At 50.5% G+C, this 17445-nt stretch carries 17 protein-coding genes and 3 pseudogenes; 13 read left to right on the top strand and 7 right to left on the bottom strand.

From position 1 onward, the window contains the following. Positions 1-4 precede the first annotated feature (4 nt). From MTH_RS07095 to MTH_RS07085, 3 genes are read left to right on the top strand one after another with little or no spacing between them, the layout of a single operon-like run. Positions 5-1156, top strand: a complete 1152-nt coding sequence (locus MTH_RS07095) for an ABC transporter permease (protein WP_010877096.1) — start codon at positions 5-7, stop codon at positions 1154-1156. A gap of 27 nt (positions 1157-1183) precedes the next feature. Then, positions 1184-2395 carry a PQQ-binding-like beta-propeller repeat protein gene (locus MTH_RS07090; protein ID WP_231855279.1) on the top strand — a complete coding sequence of 404 codons (1212 nt, stop codon included), beginning with the start codon at positions 1184-1186 and terminating at the stop codon, positions 2393-2395. 35 nt (positions 2396-2430) lie between these two features. Beyond that, on the top strand, positions 2431-3372 hold the full coding sequence (locus MTH_RS07085; RefSeq protein ID WP_010877094.1) for a pyridoxamine 5'-phosphate oxidase family protein: 942 nt from the start codon (positions 2431-2433) through the stop codon (positions 3370-3372). A 109-nt stretch (positions 3373-3481) separates the two neighbouring features. On the opposite strand, the gene albA is transcribed toward MTH_RS07085, so the two are convergent. The 7 genes from albA to MTH_RS07055 form a co-directional block, all read right to left on the bottom strand. Further along, positions 3482-3757: a DNA-binding protein Alba gene (gene albA / locus MTH_RS07080; RefSeq protein ID WP_048061063.1), complete on the bottom strand. Its 276-nt coding sequence runs from the start codon at positions 3755-3757 to the stop codon at positions 3482-3484. A gap of 79 nt (positions 3758-3836) precedes the next feature. Beyond that, positions 3837-5045, bottom strand: a complete 1209-nt coding sequence (locus MTH_RS07075) for a nitrogenase component 1 (RefSeq protein WP_010877092.1) — start codon at positions 5043-5045, stop codon at positions 3837-3839. Positions 5046-5053: 8 nt separating this feature from the next. Further along, positions 5054-6571, bottom strand: a complete 1518-nt coding sequence (locus tag MTH_RS07070) for a 2-isopropylmalate synthase (RefSeq protein WP_010877091.1) — start codon at positions 6569-6571, stop codon at positions 5054-5056. Between the two features lie 142 nt (positions 6572-6713). After that, on the bottom strand, positions 6714-7505 hold the full coding sequence (locus MTH_RS07065) for a DUF63 family protein (RefSeq protein ID WP_010877090.1): 792 nt from the start codon (positions 7503-7505) through the stop codon (positions 6714-6716). Positions 7506-7649: 144 nt separating this feature from the next. Next, a complete protein-coding gene (locus tag MTH_RS10090) occupies positions 7650-7907 on the bottom strand; it encodes a PHP-associated domain-containing protein (protein ID WP_010877089.1) in 258 nt (85 codons plus the stop codon). Then, positions 7847-8311, bottom strand: a complete 465-nt coding sequence (locus MTH_RS07060; protein ID WP_010877088.1) for a PHP domain-containing protein — start codon at positions 8309-8311, stop codon at positions 7847-7849. The genes MTH_RS10090 and MTH_RS07060 overlap by 61 nt, the downstream gene beginning before the upstream one ends. A 135-nt stretch (positions 8312-8446) precedes the next feature. Beyond that, the gene (locus MTH_RS07055) at positions 8447-9370 is read right to left on the bottom strand and encodes a DUF1786 domain-containing protein (RefSeq protein WP_238374190.1); all 924 of its coding nucleotides are present in this window, start codon (positions 9368-9370) and stop codon (positions 8447-8449) included. 148 nt (positions 9371-9518) lie between these two features. Here MTH_RS07055 and MTH_RS07050 point away from each other — a divergent pair, with 148 nt between their 5' ends. The 10 genes and pseudogenes from MTH_RS07050 to MTH_RS10270 all read left to right on the top strand — a co-directional run bounded on the left by MTH_RS07050 (position 9519) and on the right by MTH_RS10270 (position 17361). Beyond that, positions 9519-10808 (top strand): TrpB-like pyridoxal phosphate-dependent enzyme, encoded by a 1290-nt coding sequence (locus MTH_RS07050; RefSeq protein WP_010877086.1) that lies wholly within the window; start codon positions 9519-9521, stop codon positions 10806-10808. Between the two features lie 137 nt (positions 10809-10945). After that, on the top strand, positions 10946-11155 hold the full coding sequence (locus MTH_RS07045; protein WP_143485783.1) for a hypothetical protein: 210 nt from the start codon (positions 10946-10948) through the stop codon (positions 11153-11155). An 87-nt stretch (positions 11156-11242) separates the two neighbouring features. Further along, complete coding sequence (locus tag MTH_RS07040) at positions 11243-12463, top strand: bifunctional 5,6,7,8-tetrahydromethanopterin hydro-lyase/3-hexulose-6-phosphate synthase (protein WP_010877084.1); 1221 nt, start codon at positions 11243-11245, stop codon at positions 12461-12463. 16 nt (positions 12464-12479) lie between these two features. After that, a pseudogene (locus MTH_RS07035) lies at positions 12480-13063 on the top strand (flavodoxin family protein). A gap of 58 nt (positions 13064-13121) precedes the next feature. Beyond that, positions 13122-14677, top strand: a pseudogene (locus tag MTH_RS07030) (oligosaccharide flippase family protein). Between the two features lie 44 nt (positions 14678-14721). Further along, complete coding sequence (locus tag MTH_RS09425) at positions 14722-15117, top strand: LysR family transcriptional regulator (protein ID WP_010877080.1); 396 nt, start codon at positions 14722-14724, stop codon at positions 15115-15117. A 24-nt stretch (positions 15118-15141) separates the two neighbouring features. After that, positions 15142-15396 (top strand): TOBE domain-containing protein, encoded by a 255-nt coding sequence (locus tag MTH_RS07020; RefSeq protein ID WP_269889821.1) that lies wholly within the window; start codon positions 15142-15144, stop codon positions 15394-15396. Between the two features lie 47 nt (positions 15397-15443). Next, positions 15444-15683 carry a 4Fe-4S binding protein gene (locus tag MTH_RS07015; protein ID WP_369798278.1) on the top strand — a complete coding sequence of 80 codons (240 nt, stop codon included), beginning with the start codon at positions 15444-15446 and terminating at the stop codon, positions 15681-15683. Then, a complete protein-coding gene (hisB, locus tag MTH_RS07010) occupies positions 15649-16224 on the top strand; it encodes an imidazoleglycerol-phosphate dehydratase HisB (RefSeq protein ID WP_048061060.1) in 576 nt (191 codons plus the stop codon). Before MTH_RS07015 ends, hisB begins: the two co-directional genes overlap by 35 nt. Before the next feature lie 301 nt (positions 16225-16525). Continuing rightward, positions 16526-17361: pseudogene (locus MTH_RS10270) on the top strand (class II glutamine amidotransferase). Positions 17362-17445 lie beyond the last annotated feature (84 nt).

Below are 17445 nucleotides of genomic sequence, written 5' to 3'. Positions count from 1 at the left end.
CGTTATGGAAATGAAAAAGGTTATGTGGATGCTTAAGAAGGACCTGATAGTCCTCTGGAGGCACAAACCGCGCCTCATATCCATCATACTGTTCCCCATACTGATGATAACCCTCTTCGGTTATGGTATGGGCGGTACCCTTGAGAATATACCCGTGGTTATAGTGGAACAGAGCAGCGGTCCGGTGACAGACCAGACCGTTGATGCCATGAGGAACATGAGCCTCTATGATATAAAGGATATCCTGAAGGACCCGGAGATCGCCAGGGATATGGTGGACGCCGGGGAGGTCAAGGCAGCCATAATACTGCCACCTAACTATGATAACCTCACATCATCGGAGCCCACCGTGGTCATGTACCTTGACTCCTCGGATCAGCTGGCAAGCCAGGCCCTTGTACCGGCAACACAGGCCCTCTTCAGCAAGCTATCCGGGCAGCTTGCTGTGGAGAGGATGCAGGGCACATCCATGAATGCACAGAATTCAACTCCAAGTTCAGGTTTCCAGAGCATGGTCAGCACCATAAACCTCCAGATTGACAGAATCTACGGGGACGTCAAGTACATGGACTTCCTTGTGCCCGCCATACTGGCCATGACCATAATGTTCTCCTGCATGTTTGGAATGGGTCAGTCCATTGCGGGTGAACGGGAAAGGGGAGAGCTTGCAAGGCTCTTCATGACCCCCACAAGTGTAGCCACAGTTGTGGGAGGTAAGATAATCTCAAAGCTTGTGATAGAAAGTGGAAGGGCCCTTCTCCTGCTCTTCATTGCAATTCTTCTCTTCGGTATCAAGATAAATGGTAGCATGCTCCTGACGGTCCTGCTACTGATACTGACGGCCCTCTGCTTTGTCGGCTTTGGTATAATGATATCAGCCAGGGTGGGGACCCAGGAGGACTACATGCAGATGGTCATGCCCTTCGCCATGCCCATGATGTTCGTATCAGGGGTGTTCTACCCCATTGAGACCATGCCCTGGATATTCCAGAAGATAGCCTACGTAGTCCCCCTCACCTATGCCAACAATGCCCTCCGGGCAGTCATGCTAAAGGGCGCCGGTGCTGGGGACATAATGGTTAACCTCCTTGTGCTTGGTGGATTCACCCTCCTGTTCTTTGCGATGGGTGTTACCCGTTTCAACAGGGACATTTAATGTAATTAGTTTAATGTGGTGATAGAAATGATGAGAAAAGGTTTAATCGCGGCACTCATAATCCTTGGGATGATCCTCAGTCCTGTATCAGCAGCTGACTGGCCGGTATTCCATGGAGACGAACAGCACACAGGTTATGCAAAGGAGCCAAGCGACTTCTCTGCAAAGACATGGTACCTCTCCATTGGGGGTATAAAGTCATCCCCGGCCATATTCAACAAGGTGGCCTACATAGGATCCCTTGATGGGAGGCTCTATGCAGTGAACCTTGAGACCGGGTCCGTGGTCTGGAGCTACAAAACAGAGGGTGCCATCGTCTCATCGCCGGTGGTTGTAAATGGGACCGTATTTGTGGGTTCCTGGGATGGATACCTCTATGCAATAGACACAGACACCGGAGACCTTGAATGGAAATTCAAAACAGGTAACAGGATAGAATCATCACCTGCAGTGAGCGGGGACACCGTCTATATTGGATCTGATGACTGCAGGGTATACGCTGTGGACAGAGACGATGGCTCCAAGAAGTGGGAGTTCTACACCGGGGACGCCGTTAAATCATCACCCCTCCCTGTGAATGGCACCTTATATGTGGGTTCATTCAATGGTAAGGTATACGCCCTCTCAGAATCCGACGGGAACGAAGTATGGAGTTACACGTCAGGGGACGCCATAAGATCCTCACCAGCCTTCTGGAATGGGACAGTCTATGTGGGGTCAGATGACGGGAACATCTACGCCCTATCAGAGTCAGATGGGAATGTGATCTGGAAGTACAGCCTCGGCGACCGTGTATATTCCTCCCCATCAGTTGACACAGAGGAGAACAGTGTCTTCATTGGATGCGATGACGGGAACATCACATCCCTGGACACCAGGACCGGTGCCCTGAAATGGTCATTCCATACCGGTGCCCCTGTACGTTCAACACCGGCTCTCTTTGAGAACATGATAGCGGTGGGATCAGATGACGGGACACTCTACATCCTCAACAAGTACAGTGGCAGGGAGGAGTGGAGCTACTCCCCAGGCTACTACCTCTTCAGCTCACCTGTGAGTTCCTCTCCAGTGGTCTACGGCAAGACAGTCTACTTTGCAACCGAAAACGGATACATATACGCCCTTGACTCCAAGAAGAAGGAGGCTCCTACCTCAGTATTCGCCTACTACATCATTGCAGTGATCCTTGTAATCGCCGGAGCTGTTATCGGACTCAGGAAGGTTGCAGGAAGAAGATAAAATACCCATTTTAATTTTTAAAGGGGGATAATCCGATGTTCAGGACACTCATAATCTATGAGAGCACCTATGGGTCCACAGAGGAGGTTGCATCTAAAACCGGGATGATACTTGGACCATCGAGGTGCTGCAGGGTCCCTGAATTCCAGGAGCCCTTCAGGGACTTTGAATTCTTTGTAATTGGATCCGGTGTCTACCGGGGGAGAATGCACCCACGAATAACTGATTTTATAAGGGAAAACCCATGGCTCAGGGAGAAACCCGTGGCACTCTTCTCAGTTTCCCTGAGTAGAGAGGATGGTCTGAGAGCCATTAAGGAAGTTGAAGATCTTATCGGAGGTAGCATATATTCCCGGGCGCTTGGTGGACGTATGAAACTCGGCGAACTTTCAGAGGAGGACCTTGCTGATCTCCAGGCGTTCTCTGAGGTCACCGGTATTGAGTTGAGTGACGTTGATCTCCTGGATAAAGGGGAGGTCACTGAATTTGCACTTGAACTGAGGGACATCCGTGACTCCCTCATGACCTCCATTGATGAGGGTGAACTCCGTGGATTCATTGACGAATTCCTCAGATCACACAACACCTGCACCCTTGCAACCTGCCATGGAGGACAGCCACGGGCCACACCCCTTGAGTACATATATGATGGGGATTCCCTCCTCATAATCAGTGAGGGTGGTGAGAAATTTGCAGGTCTCCCCGAGAATGAACGGGTTTCAGTTGCAGTATACGAGGACTACACATCCATGAGCGACCTTGCAGGGATGCAGATAACGGGTGCTGCCAGCATACTCCATGGAAAGGATGCTGAACATGTTTATAAGCTGAGGGGTCTCAACCCGGATGCAGTGAAGGATCTGAACATTGATATGAATGTCATAAGGATTGATATCATGAAGGTTGAATTCCTCAACAGTAAATTCAGGGACCTCTCAGCATGCCCAAAGCAGGTCCTCTGGGTTAAAAAAGAGTAATTAAAATTGACTGCACGTAAAAACCCTTAAATGATTAATCAGAGGTCACTGCAACCTTTGATAATAAAATATAAAAAATGGAAACCTGTGGCTTCCATCTTTTATATTTTTAATCCTTTCGGAGCTGAATTTCTATTGCTGAAACATTGGTAGCGGTTCCCTCGTTACCAATGATCTCCTCTGTGCATATGTCGATGTTCTCTATCTGTATGTCTGGTATGAAGCGGTTCCTTACAATCTCTGCAACGTCAACAGCCCGGCTTATGGCTATTCCACGGGCTTTAAGGATCACTTCACTGGTCCCACCGTTCATCTGAGTAACCACGGCCAGAACATAGTTCATTACAGGCTTGTTTCCGATGTATACTACATTCTCCTCTGACATCACTTAACCTCCAAGAGTGTCTGTAATAAAGATAGAAACCCAAGATTATATAAACTTTGTGATATGGTAACTGAAAAATTTAATAACAATCATGATCCCCATAAACAGCCCCGCACATTCTAGCACCAAGGTTAACAGCCCCCCTGAAACCTGCTGTGAGGCTGGATCCATGCATAACATCGATGAGGGGTGCCCCTGAAACCTCAGATATGCGGGTCTCTGCAAGGCCTCCCAGTATCAGTTCGGGTTCAGTCCTGATGATGGCCTCCTCAATATCAGAAACATCGACCCCGACAAGTATCTCTGACCTCAATCCAGGCACCCCTCTAAGGTTTTCCAGTGTGTAATCACCTATCATATCCATTGATACAAGAACTGGCTTCATCCGCAGTTCAGTTATGAATTCTGTGAGTGCAACGGCCCTTGTTGGTCCTGAAACTACCGCCACCCTCAGACCCTCAAGTTCAGCCCTTATTCGATCCCTCTCCTCGATAAAAGCTGAGAATTCCTCATTTATGGGATAATCGAGGTTGAGATACCCGAGAACCTCCCTGTAAAATCTGAGTGAATTTGAAAAACCTATGGGGATGGGGTGGTGGATGAAGGGTGTCCCGAAGTTCTCCTCAAGGAAGCGGCAGGGGGCGATACCCGAGACATCACAGAAGGAGCAGTTGAGGTGGCCCGCCGGGATCATGGTCATGTCCCTGATGCTGCATCCTGATGTCAGGACACAGTTCACATCCACCCCCATCAATGATAGGGACTCCCTGACCTCCCTGAGGTCGGCTCCGCCCCTGAATTCACCTATTATGTTGACTGAAGGCTTAGATGATGGCTCCATCCTCCAGCAGAATTTATGGATGAGTGCCATCATCACCTCCTCATATCCCTCACCCTGACTGGATTCAAATCCACCGGCACTGACGGTTATGAGCTCCGCGTCCACGAGTTCTGAGGTCTCATCTGCAACCCGCCCTATATCCTCTCCGATTATGCTGGTTGCACAGGAACTCATAATTACTATGATATCAGGTTTTCGTGTCCTGTCAACCTCTATTATCCTGTCCCTGAGTTTCTCTGATGCTCCGAAGACCACGTCTGATTCTGATAGTTCTGTTGATGCCACAGCTATCCTCCGCCCGCCCCTGGCTGTGAGTAGATAGCCTATATGGTATGCGCATCCCCTGGGGCCATGGATGAGGGGTACTGCATTTTTTATGCCTGTCACCGCCCTCACGGCACCGAAGAGCTTGCAGGTTGAAACTGGCCCCATATCATACCAGCTCAATCACTTTTCTATTTAAGGCTCAGAATCTTGTTTATGGCGTCCAGTACTGCCTCAACACTCGCCATGACTATGTCCTCCCTGGTGGACCTTCCTGTGGCCTTGTTACCCTCCCCGTCACTCATGACAACGAAGACCTCTGCAAGTGCGTTTGTACCACCAGTTATGGCCTCTATGTTGTATTCATCGAGTTCTATGTCTGCTGTTTCACTTACAAGGCTTTGTATGGCGTTTATTGCAGCATCTACAGGTCCAACCCCTGTCATGGATGTTGTCTTGACCTCGTCACCGATTCTGAGCTTAACTGTGGCTGTTGGCATCACACTCTCCCCTGTCATGACTGCTATGCCCTCCAGCTTCACTATTTCCCTGCTGGCCTTTCCAAGGATGGTGACGGCCATGGCCCTCAGATCAGCATCCGTGATCCTCTTACCCTTATCTCCAAGCCTCTTGACCTGTTCATAGAGTGTGCAGAACTGTTCCTCCTTCATCTCTATTCCGTATTCCTGGAGCTTTGATCTGAGGGCGTTGGCTCCTGTGTGTTTACCAAGGACTATCCTCCTCTTGTGGCCCACCATCTCAGGGGTTATTGGTTCATAGGTTTCAGCCTTTTCAAGGACTCCATGCACGTGTATGCCGGCTTCATGTGCAAAGGCGTTTTCACCGACTATGGCCTTGTTGGGGGGCATCCTGACACCGGTTATCTTTGAGACGAATTCTGAGATGTTGACGAGTTCCACGGTTCTTATATCCACCGGGAGGTCATACCTGGTTATGAGGGCCATTACAACCTCCTCAAGGGCAGCGTTTCCTGCCCTTTCACCGAGACCATTCACTGTTGCATGTACCTGTGATGCCCCGGCCTCCACCGCTGCAAGGGAGTTGGCGACTGCCAGGCCGAAGTCATTGTGACAGTGCACGCTTATGGGTACCCTGAGTTCCTCCTTAAGCCGGGATACCAGGTGGTTCATGGCCCGGGGTATCATGACCCCGACGGTATCCGGGACGTTTATGATCTCGGCACCGGCATCCTCGGCTGCACGGTATACCTCAACCAGGTAATCAAATTCAGTCCTTGTTGCATCCTCCGCAGAGAACTCAACCTTCAGGCCATGTTCAGCCGCATATTCCACTCCAAAGACCGCCCTGTCTATTATCTCATCAGGGGACATTTTGAGCTTGTATTCCCGGTGGAGTGGTGATGTCCCTATGAAGGTGTGTATGTAATCAACTCCACAGTCTATTGCCGCGTCTATGTCCTCACGGAGCACCCTTGCCAAACCACAGATATTTGCTTCAAGTCCGAGTTCAACTATTCTCCTTATGGAGTTCATTTCACCTGGAGATGCTGCAGGGAACCCTGCCTCGATTGTATCGACTCCAAGGGCGTCGAGCTTCCTTGCTATACCCGTCTTTTCCTCCACTGTGAGGGCCACTCCAGGTGTCTGTTCACCATCCCTCAGTGTTGTGTCAAATATCCTGACATTCTCCGGGAGATTCATTTCTCCTTTAACCTCTTCTATGTACATCTTGATTCCCCGTGGTCTGGCATTTTATCTGCTTAAATTTCTGTGGGCTACAATTAAAAGCTTTTACACACAGTATGTTATAAGTTATATCTTATAAGTTATAACCCGGGTTCCCGGGTGCCAGGTAATTTACAGAAAACCATTAAACCGCCATGCTCAGGCTCAGGAAATTTCTGAGACCCGGGGCAAGGCCCAGTATAAATATCACAAGCTTGAGGGCCTCTGAATCCATATCGGACTCAACGTATCTATCAATGGCATAGAGGGCCGTCAGTATAACCGCCATCTTCAGGGGAAACATGACCATGGCAGTGCCCGTGAGGCCTGTTAGGGCTGATGGCAGCACATGCTGCTCTATATAGCCGTACCAGTCAACGGCAACGTAGGTTGAGGATGCATCGAATAGGTGTGCATATATAACAGGGAGGTTCATCCTGCCCCGGAGGAACTCCCACCTCAAGCTCAGGGCGTAAAATGCTGCTGAAAAAACTGAGAACACTCCGAGGACGGAGAGGAAGGGTACCGGATCTATGTGACGTATGCTGATGAGGTTGGGCGCAGCGAGGACAGAGCCCGTGGCAAATATAAGTTTCCTGTAATCCCAGCCACGGGTCTCCTCAAGTTTAACCGCGGCTATTAGTGTTGCTATGGTTGTAAGGCCCACAAGGATGTATATGCCCGGGGTTACCAGAAGGTGTGTTAGCGGGTATATCCCGTTATCAACAAGGGCCCTTGCACCGGAGCCCAGGAATATGAAGGGAAGCAGGGGCACAAGTAGCTCGCCTGGATCCTTTTTAAGCCATCTGAACATCCTGAGTATTATCAGAACAGCTATTCCGAGTACAATCCCGAATACGACCGTGTTCAGTGGTGTGTAACCAGGGTGCAGGTAAAAGAAGTTGCTCTCAAGGAACTCGATGATTTCAGATATCATGTCACTCCCCCATGTTGAGGAGGTATGTCTGTCGAGGGCTGCAATGCATCTGATGACCGTGCCATGCCCGCATACGCTATTGAAGAATAGATTCCACTGGGAGGGTCAAATATGAGGTGTGCTGCCCAATTAGAGTTATCAGGATCAGACATAATCCCTCATCCTTCCAAGTAATTTCTTGTTTATGACCTCCCTCACAATGAGTGGGAGTGGTGTCCTGCTTCCTGCTGGCTCTGTTTTTCCCTTAAGGATAGCCCTGACTATATCATCAGCCTCGCCCTCAGAGTCAACCAGGGTGAAGGAGCTTCCAACGGCCTCCAGAAAGTGGGCGTCACTTGCACCTATCTCTGGTATGCCTCTTTTCCTTGCAAACTTCCGGGCCCTCCAGTTCGAGTAGCCCACGATGTACCTGGAGTTAGGGTCTCGATGCCGTCAACACGGATGTTACGCTCATTCACAAAGAGTCCCTGCCGGTACCTCACAAAGGGGTGGGGTATTATGGCGACTCCATCCTGGTCATGTATCTCATCCAGGGTCTCGACCGGAGTGAGTCCCCTCGAGATCTCCTCCTGGATGCCAAGGGCAACGATATGTCCAGCAGATGTGCTGAGCTCCATTGCGGGTACCACGGTTATGCCCATTCCCCGGGACTCCTTGAGGGCGATTATTGATCCCTTCATTGTGTTGTGGTCTGCAACTGCCACCGCATCAAGACCCACGGCTGAGGCCCTCCTGAGGATCTCCCTGGGGGTTCCCCTCGCATCACCAGAATATACGCTGTGTATGTGGGGGTCTATCCTGATCATCCCATCACCCTGTACTCAATACTCCAGCAAAACAACACAAACATCAACTCACCCTATACTCAATACTCCTTATGAGACCCACGGGTCCTGTCATCATAACATCCCCCGCCGGTGCTGCATGGTGGACATCAAGGTCTATACCGTCAAGTATGCCCCTCTGGGACCGGTTGCAACCACCTTGACCGGTTCGCCAACAGCATCAATGACATGGGCACCGTGACCGCCATCTCCATGGATTTCACCGTGGGTCAGCTCACCCAGGCAGAGCCTTATAATGAAGTCCTCGAGTTTAGCCGGTGAGAGCATGCGGGTGTGGTGCTCCATGACACCATGTATCCTCCCTTCAAGGATGCTGGCTGCCAGGGTGTGTCCATTTCCCACGTCCACCACGACAATCGGCTCATCTGAACTGACTGCAGGATCCATGAGTGCCCCGGTCACTGAGGCGAACTTTGAATCCATGATGAGGGTGGGGTGTCTGATGGCCTTCTCAATGGACTTCATCCTTGTGAAGTACTCAGGGACGTCTCCCAGGTAGGAGAACTCCTCCGGGGGGATGGGTACGGATAATTTCTCCCTGATCTTCATGAATCTGAAGTTCCTATCACCCATATCACCCCCGGCCCCGTGGTCCTGTACAGCAACACCCAGCAAATCAAAGTCCAGATCAACGTCAAAGCATGCAAGTGCCCCTCTTATGGCCTCAAGGTCTACGTCCCTGAATTCAATGCTCTGAAGTCCCGGGTTTTCCTCTGATATCTCTATTCCCATGGCCATGACCCTTTCAGGATCATCCCTGACTGTCCTGGCTGCTTCAGGTGTCATGACCACCCGGTTTCCGGCTCCGATGTGTTCAAGTATTGCACGTGTAACCGGGCCCCCGCCCATTGTCTGTCCACTGATAAAGACATCGCCACTGATCCCCCGGATTCTCCCTGCAATTATCCTTGTTGGTGAGGGCATTACCATCTTCAGGGAGTTCTCTATCCTGTCGATCCCCGTGTCATGGTACATTATATCCTGGGTTCCGGCCCCCACATCAACTGCAAGTATTTTCATGTGGGAAACATATCTCATCACTGTTTATTAACCATTCCCTTTGATGTACATATATGTACAGTAAAGTTTTAAATAGTTCTTTAAAGATATCTTACTGCATGGAAATGATGATTTCATCAGTAGGGACCAGTTCCAGCCATGAGGTGATATGATGAATAAGATCGTTCTTGATGAAAATGAAATACCAAAGAAGTGGTACAACATTAACCCGGACCTTCCCTCACCACTACCAGAACCAAAAAACCCTGAGGGTGGGAAGAACATTGAAAACCTGCCAAGGGTATTCTCAAGGGGAGTGCTTGAGCAGGAGATGTCCATGGAGAGATGGATAAAGATTCCCAGGGAGGTCATGGACGTCTATAAGATGATTGGAAGGCCCACACCACTATTCAGGGCAAAGGGCCTTGAGGAGATGCTGGACACTCCGGCAAGGATATACTACAAGAGGGAAGACTATTCCCCCACAGGGAGCCATAAACTGAACACCGCCATAGCCCAGGCATACTATGCCCGGAAGGATGGTGCAGAGAGATTAACAACAGAGACCGGTGCAGGGCAGTGGGGAACAGCCCTCTCCCTTGCCTGCTCACTGATGGACCTCCAGTGCAAGGTCTACATGGTCAGAGTATCCTTCAACCAGAAACCCTTCAGAAAAACCATAATGCAGCTATACGGTGGTGAGGTTGTACCATCCCCAAGCAATCACACAGAATTTGGTCGCAGGATGCTCAAGGAGGACCCCGAACATCCCGGATCCCTGGGTATAGCCATATCTGAGGCCATGGAGGAGGCTCTCCAGGAAGAAAACGTCTACTACTCCCTTGGAAGTGTACTTAACCATGTGCTCCTTCACCAGACCGTAATAGGTCTTGAGACAAAGAAACAGCTTGAAATCGCAGGTGAAACACCAGACATCATGATAGGGTGCGTTGGAGGGGGCAGCAACTTCGGGGGGGCCATCTTCCCCTTCGTGAAGGACAAGCTTGATGGTAAGCTGGACTGTGAATTCATTGCTGCAGAGCCAAAGTCATGCCCAACACTCACAGCCGGAGAGTACCGCTACGACTTCGGTGACACTGCAGGCATGACCCCGCTCCTCAAGATGTACACCCTCGGCCACGACTTTGTACCCCCATCCGTCCATGCCGGTGGCCTCAGGTACCATGGAATGTCACCCCAGGTCGCACTCCTCGTGAGGGAGGGTGTGATCAATGCCAGGGCCGTTCCCCAGCACACCATATTCGAGAGCGGCGTCAAGTTTGCAAAGGCAGAGGGTGTTGTGCCGGCCCCGGAAACATGCCATGCCATAAGTGTGGCAATCGATGAAGCACGCAAGTGCCGGGAAACCGGTGAAGAGAAGACCATAGTTATCAGTTTCTCAGGCCATGGCCTCCTCGACCTTAAGGGATACGGTGACTACCTGGAGGGTAAAATCTAAACCCCTCCACCACCTCACCCCTACTGATTTTTTTCTCCCGGAGCCATCCAGAAACGGTGATGGCCGCTTCAATAGATATAAATACCATCATCACCTACACTAAAATTAATTTATATCAATCTCATCAAGGTGATCTGATGGACTACAGGAACATAGTTATCGGTGCCATGGTTCTCATCATATCACTGATGGTTGGTTTCAATGTTGCCCTGTACCTGGGGGCCCAGGACCAGAATGTAACCCAGCTGGATTGGTCAGATAATGCAACAACAGATATGAGTTTTGCAAATGAATTCCCCGGCACCGGTCAGCACCGACAAACACAAAAACCACCACCAAGAAGATAAAAACAAACACAAGCAGTGCTGAAAACAGCACAGAAACATCTGAACCTGAAGAACCAGCAGGAAACCAGACCACATAGGAGGATTTTAATGTACAGAATAGGTGAAGCACTCATAGGAAGCGGCAACGAAGTCGCGCATATAGATCTCATCATAGGGGATAAGGAGGGAAACGCAGGGGCCGCCTTCGCAAATGGTCTCACAAACCTTTCACTGGGTCACACCCCACTTCTATCAGTCGTAAGACCCAACCTCATGACCAAGCCCGCCACACTCATCGTGCCAAAGGTCACGGTGAGCTGCCTTGAGGATGCCGATAAGGTATTTGGTCCTGCCCAGACAGCAGTGGCACGTGCAGTTGCTGATTCCGTTGAGGAGGGCATAATCCCCGAGGAAAAGGCTGAAGACCTGGTTGTTATAGTCAGCGTATTCATACACCCTGAGGCAGAGGACTACAGGAAGATATACCAGTACAACTACGGAGCAACCAAGCTTGCCCTCAGAAGGGCCATGGAGGGCTACCCATCAGTCAGAAAGGTCCTCAGTGAAAAGGACCGCGGAAGCCATCCCATAATGGGCTTCAGGGCCGTGAGGCTCTGGAACCCCCCATACCTGCAGGTTGCCCTTGACCTCGATAGCATGGAGGAGATGGAGAGGATCATCAACACCCTTCCTGACAGGGAGCGTATACTGCTTGAAGCTGGAACACCCCTTGTCAAGAAATTCGGTGTGGGTGTTGTCAGGAGGATAAGGGAGCTTAGAAGGGATGCCTTCATAATAGCGGACCTCAAAACCCTGGATGTTGGAAGGATAGAGGTCAAAATGGCTGCAGATGAAACTGCGGACGCCGTTGCAATATCAGGCCTCGGGACAGTTGAGTCCATTGAAAAGGCCATCCACGAGGCCCAGAAACAGGGAATCTACTCCATACTTGACATGATGAACGTTGAAAACTTCGTCGATAAACTCAGGGGACTCAAATACAAACCCGACATTGTTCTCCTCCACAGAAACGTTGACCTTGAAACCCTCAGAGCTGAACGTGGAGAGGAACTTGGTGAAATGAGTGAATGGGGTAACATCAGGGAGATAAAGGAGATCCTTGGACCCAGGGGCCTTGTGGCAGTGGCAGGGGGAATAACACCCTCAAAGATGCAGGAGGCCCTTGACAGCGGCGCAGACATAATAGTCGTTGGCAGGTACATAATAGGATCAAGGGACGTCAGGAGGGCTGCAGAGGACTTCCTTGAGCACATGCCCCAGGACCCCGACACCATGAGACTGCCCCTCGACGAGGACGAAGCAATCTAGAACTGGAGGGGGTTGCATGATACTCGGTATATGTGGAAGCCCCAGGAAGCAGGCAACAGAACATGTCCTTGAAAGGGCCCTCTCAATGCTTGAGGATGATGGCCTTGAGACAGAGTTCTTCACGGTGAGGGGTAAGAACATCTCCCCCTGCAGACACTGTGATTACTGCCTGAGGAATAAGGAATGTGTGCTGAAGGATGACATGTTCCCCCTATATGAACTACTCCGGAGGGCCGCCGGGATCATAATTGCAACCCCCGTGTACAATGGAGGTGTCAGCGCCCAGATAAAGGCCATCATGGATCGTTGCCGGGCACTGGGTGCTGAAGACTATGACTCCCTCCGCGGGAAGGTTGGTATGGGTATAGCTGTTGGTGGTGATAGATGCGGGGGGCAGGAGCCAGCCCTCATGCAGATCCACACCTTCTACATACTCAACGGCGTCATACCCGTAAGTGGAGGTTCCTTCGGTGCAAATCTGGGGGCCTGTTTCTGGTCAAGGGACACCCTTGAGGTGTTAAAGAGGACTCATATGGATTCAAAACCCTCAAAAAGACCCTGGGCATGTTTAAAAGGTTCCTGGACTCTGAAGGACCCTGAAATTCTTTTTTATTCGGAATTTATTTAAATCCGTCAACTCTTTATTTCTGGTGATTCAATGGCATCTTCAGGCACATCCAAACTTCTAAAGGGCAGTTTCCTTATAATGATAGGCAACCTCCTGTTCAGGGTCGGGGGCTACATCTACAGGGTGCTCATGACGCGTCTGCTTGGACCCGAGGGCTACGGTTTGCTTGGACTCACACTCCCCTTCCAGGGAATATTCCAGATACTGGCAGCGGGGGGCCTTCCTCCAGCCATTGCAAAGTACGTGGCCCAGCATAGGGCTCTGAATGAGGAGGAGATGGCGCGCCAGGTCGTTGTGACATCCCTAAAGGTGATGATATTCCTGGGTATAGCCTTTTCCCTGGTCATGTTTTTCACTGCCCCTGGCTTGCAAATGATTTCTTCCACAAACCAGCGGCCCAGTACCCCCTCCAGGCGGTTGCCCTCATAACACCATTCAGTGTCATTGTTGGGGCATTCCGTGGAGCATTTCAGGGCATATACCGCATGGAATACGTCGTGATTACAAGGGCTGTTGAGCAGGTTTTCATGATAACAATGGCTGTTGTATTCGTCATGGCAGGTTTCTATGCAGCCGGGGCGGTCATTGGCACCTCCATGGGGTTCCTTGCATCAGCCATCTCAGCCATAATCATCTTTCGCAGACTGATAAACAGTTACTTTCCGCCCGCCCCACCCGAAAAGAGACTGGGCCTCAGGGAGGAACTTGGACTTGTCAAGACCCTGATATCCTTCTCGATCCCGGTCATAATAACCGCCCTCTCTGAGATGGCCATATACGACATAAGCGTATTCGTAATAGGATACTTCATGGCAACAACCTCGGTGGGGTACTACACCGCCGCCGATCCTGTTGCAAGGCTCCCTCTTGTGATATCAATGTCTGTAGCCACGGCTGTACTTCCAGCAGCCTCTGAAGCATTCGCCCTGAAGGATCAGAATCTCCTTGAGACCTACATTGTCCAGTCATACCGGGTCGTGACCCTCCTTGTGCTGCCAATGTGTGTGGGTATAGCCGTGTTCTCAGGGCCCCTCCTTGAACTCCTCTTTGGGAGGGACTTCATCTTTGGGGCTGGGGCCCTCAGCATACTCGTGGTGGGTATGAGCTTCTACACCCTCTTCATGATATCATCAAGCATAGCCCAGGGGATAGGGTACCCCCGCCTCCCCATGTATGTCCTGGTGGGTGGGACCATCATAAACCTTGTACTCAACGTTGCCCTTGTACCCATGCTCGGGATCGAGGGAGGGGCCCTTGCAACAACCCTTGCAGCCCTAATTATAATGATCATAATCCTGTGGAAGACCACACAGATAACAGGTGTGAAGCTTCCAGGGATGGCGTTCATCAGGATAGCCACTGCATCCGGGGTTATGGGTGGTTTCATGATTCTGCTCCCCCAGAACATCCCAGGCCTCCTTGCAGCCATCATCTTCGCTCCCCTGGTTTATGGTCTGAGCATTCTCCTTGTCGGTGGTGTTGAGAAGAGGGATGTGAGGCTCATTCGAAGGTTAGGTGCAAGGATGGGGCCCCTCAGTGGTGCAGTTGCAAGAATGGCTGATCTGATGGACCGGTGGGCGAGATAGTTGATGGCATAAAGATATAAAGAACCGGCGCCATAGGTTCTACAATGAGATTTGCCTGTAGAATCCCTATCAACGATCTTGAAGTTCCGGTTGATGAGAGAATGTTCAAGCTCCTCAACCTCATCCACAGGATGGGCTCCATAACAGTTGCAGCAAGGGATGCTGGAATTCCCTACAGAAGCGCCCTTGCATACATACGGAACGTCGAGGATATCCTTGGCGAGAACATAGTGGAGACCCGGCGTGGTGGAAGGGGAGGTGGTGGAGGCAGCAGGCTCACAGATACAGGCCTGATGATCATCAAGGAGTACCTTAAACTAAAGAGGGCCCTCGAAAGACAGAGAACTGTGAATGAACTTGAGGGTGTCGTTAAGGAGGTTTCAGCGGATGGTCTCAGGGTTGTGGTAGGGGGTTTCACCATTGATGCCGCCCGTGCATAGGATGTATCCGCCGGGGACAGGGTCATCCTCCTTGTTGAACCCGACGATGTTGTCCTGATGAGGGAAAGGCAGGTCACAAGCATGAGGAACATCATCAGGGGGAGGGTGACAGGTCTTGAGATGAAGGGGGACATCGTAAGGGTCAGAGTGGACGCCGGTGATGGACTTGAAATTGAAACCCATATAACACCGGCTTCACAGAGGAACCTCCAGCTTAAACTGGGCACAATGATCTACGCCGGTTTTAAGGCAGTTGCTGTTACCGTCCTGAAGATATGAGGTGTTCACATAATCTCAAAACGCATTAACCTTTCATGAAGATGGGAGTGGTTCACTTGAAGATAATTGTTGATCCAGATAAGTGCACAGCATGTGGCGAGTGCCGGGAGGCATGCCCCAAGGGTGGTAAGATATGGACCATCCAGAGAGGGAAGCCTGCAACCCCATCAAATCTTGAATTCTGCCACCAGTGCATGATCTGCGCAAGTAAGTGTCCTGAGGGCGCCATAAGAATTATCAGGGATGATAACTATGAGAAGAAGTATGAAGACGAGGGAAACCCTTGAAACCCATGTGAAGGTGGATCTTGAAATCGACGGGAGTGGAAAATCAAGCGTGAACACCGGTCTCGGATTCCTTGACCACATGCTTGAATCAGTTGCACGCCATGGACTCCTTGACCTGGAGGTTGAGGCGAGGGGTGACCTGGAGGTTGACGACCATCATACCGTTGAGGATGTTGCCCTCACACTGGGGGAGGCCCTGAGGGAGGCCCTGGGTGATAAGAGCGGTATAAGGAGGATGGCCCATGCCATGGTCCCAATGGATGATGCCCTTGCAACCGTTGCCCTGGACCTCAGTGGAAGGCCCTATACGGTCCTTGAACTGGAATTCGATGATGCTGTGATAGGTGATGTGAAATCACAGAACATAGGACACTTCATTGAGTCCCTTGCGGTATCTGCAGCCATGAACATCCACGCCTCCGTGAGGGGAAGGAACGACCATCACAAGGCCGAGGCTCTATTTAAGGCCCTTGCCCTTGCAATCCGGGACGCTGTCCGGGTTGAACACGGGGAAATTCCAAGCACGAAGGGCAAATTGTAATATGGAACAGGATATGGGATGAAAACTCCAGTTCCAGATAATTTAGCCGGCATTCCGGCTCCACTGAAACAGTAAAGCACCTCTCCACGCAACCGTAAGCCCCTTTTTTTCATTGATTAACATGAGTCACCTCCATGGTGGATTGTGCCTCAGCCATGTTCATCCAGAGACCACCATGGGGACCCAGAAAACATCAGACACGCTTCAAGTATATCCATTCACTGATAATATCAAATCTTAATTTGTAAACATTTATTAACCTTTTTTAACATATATTGTATCAGGATCAGGCTCACCGGCCATGATCATATCATTGAAGGACTGCAAATCGCGGTTATCAACTGGAATGGGGGTGAACGTTTTGTGTGAACTTTTAGGAATGTGTTTCAACCAGGAGGTGCAGCCATCCTTCTCCTTGAGGGGTTTCAGGATGAGATCAGAGCGCAACCCCCACGGATGGGGGCTTGCCTTCTATCCGGACAAATCCGTCCAGGTGTATAAGGAGCCAGTAAAATCCAGAAAAAGCATTATGGCGGAGATCATGGAGGGCTATAACCTTATCAGATCCAGCATCATAATGTCCCATGTCCGGACTAAAAGCAGTGGAGAGATCTCCCACAAGGATACCCATCCTTCCAGAGGGAGTGGGACGGTAGAGAATATGTATTCGCCCACAATGGCACCCTAAATGCAGAATTTAACCTGGAAGACGGAAGATACCGGCCAGTAGGTGAAACTGACTCTGAGATAGCCTTTTGCCATATCATGAACCAGATCAGCGAAAAGGGGGTTACATTCAAGGATGAATCAGAATACAGGTGGCTATGGGACCTCCTGCGGGATATAAACCAGCGCGGAACATTCAACTGCCTTCTATCCGATGGCAGGCATCTCTTCTGTTACCATGACCATGCCGGATACAATGGTCTCTGCCAGCTGCACCGAAGGGCACCCTATGATAAAGTGAAACTCCTGGACGATGACTACGAGATAAACCTTGCCCATGAGAAAAGACCCGACCAGGAGGGCTACATCATCGCAAGCAATCCTCTGACCAATGAAAAATGGGAAGAATTCCAGGAGGGTGAACTGAGGGTCTACAGGGATGGTAAACTGGTATACATCTCCGGAGAATAGGTTAATCTGAACCTCTCCATCCCCACTTCATTTTGCTGTGGAACTTCAAAACTTGTGTGGATGTCTTTTCAGCTGAGACCTCTA

Source organism: Methanothermobacter thermautotrophicus str. Delta H (assembly GCF_000008645.1).
Classification (GTDB): Archaea; Methanobacteriota; Methanobacteria; order Methanobacteriales; family Methanothermobacteraceae; genus Methanothermobacter; species Methanothermobacter thermautotrophicus.
The sequence above is the reverse complement of the archived record's forward strand: the minus strand, read 5'-3'. Positions and strand labels throughout refer to the sequence as shown.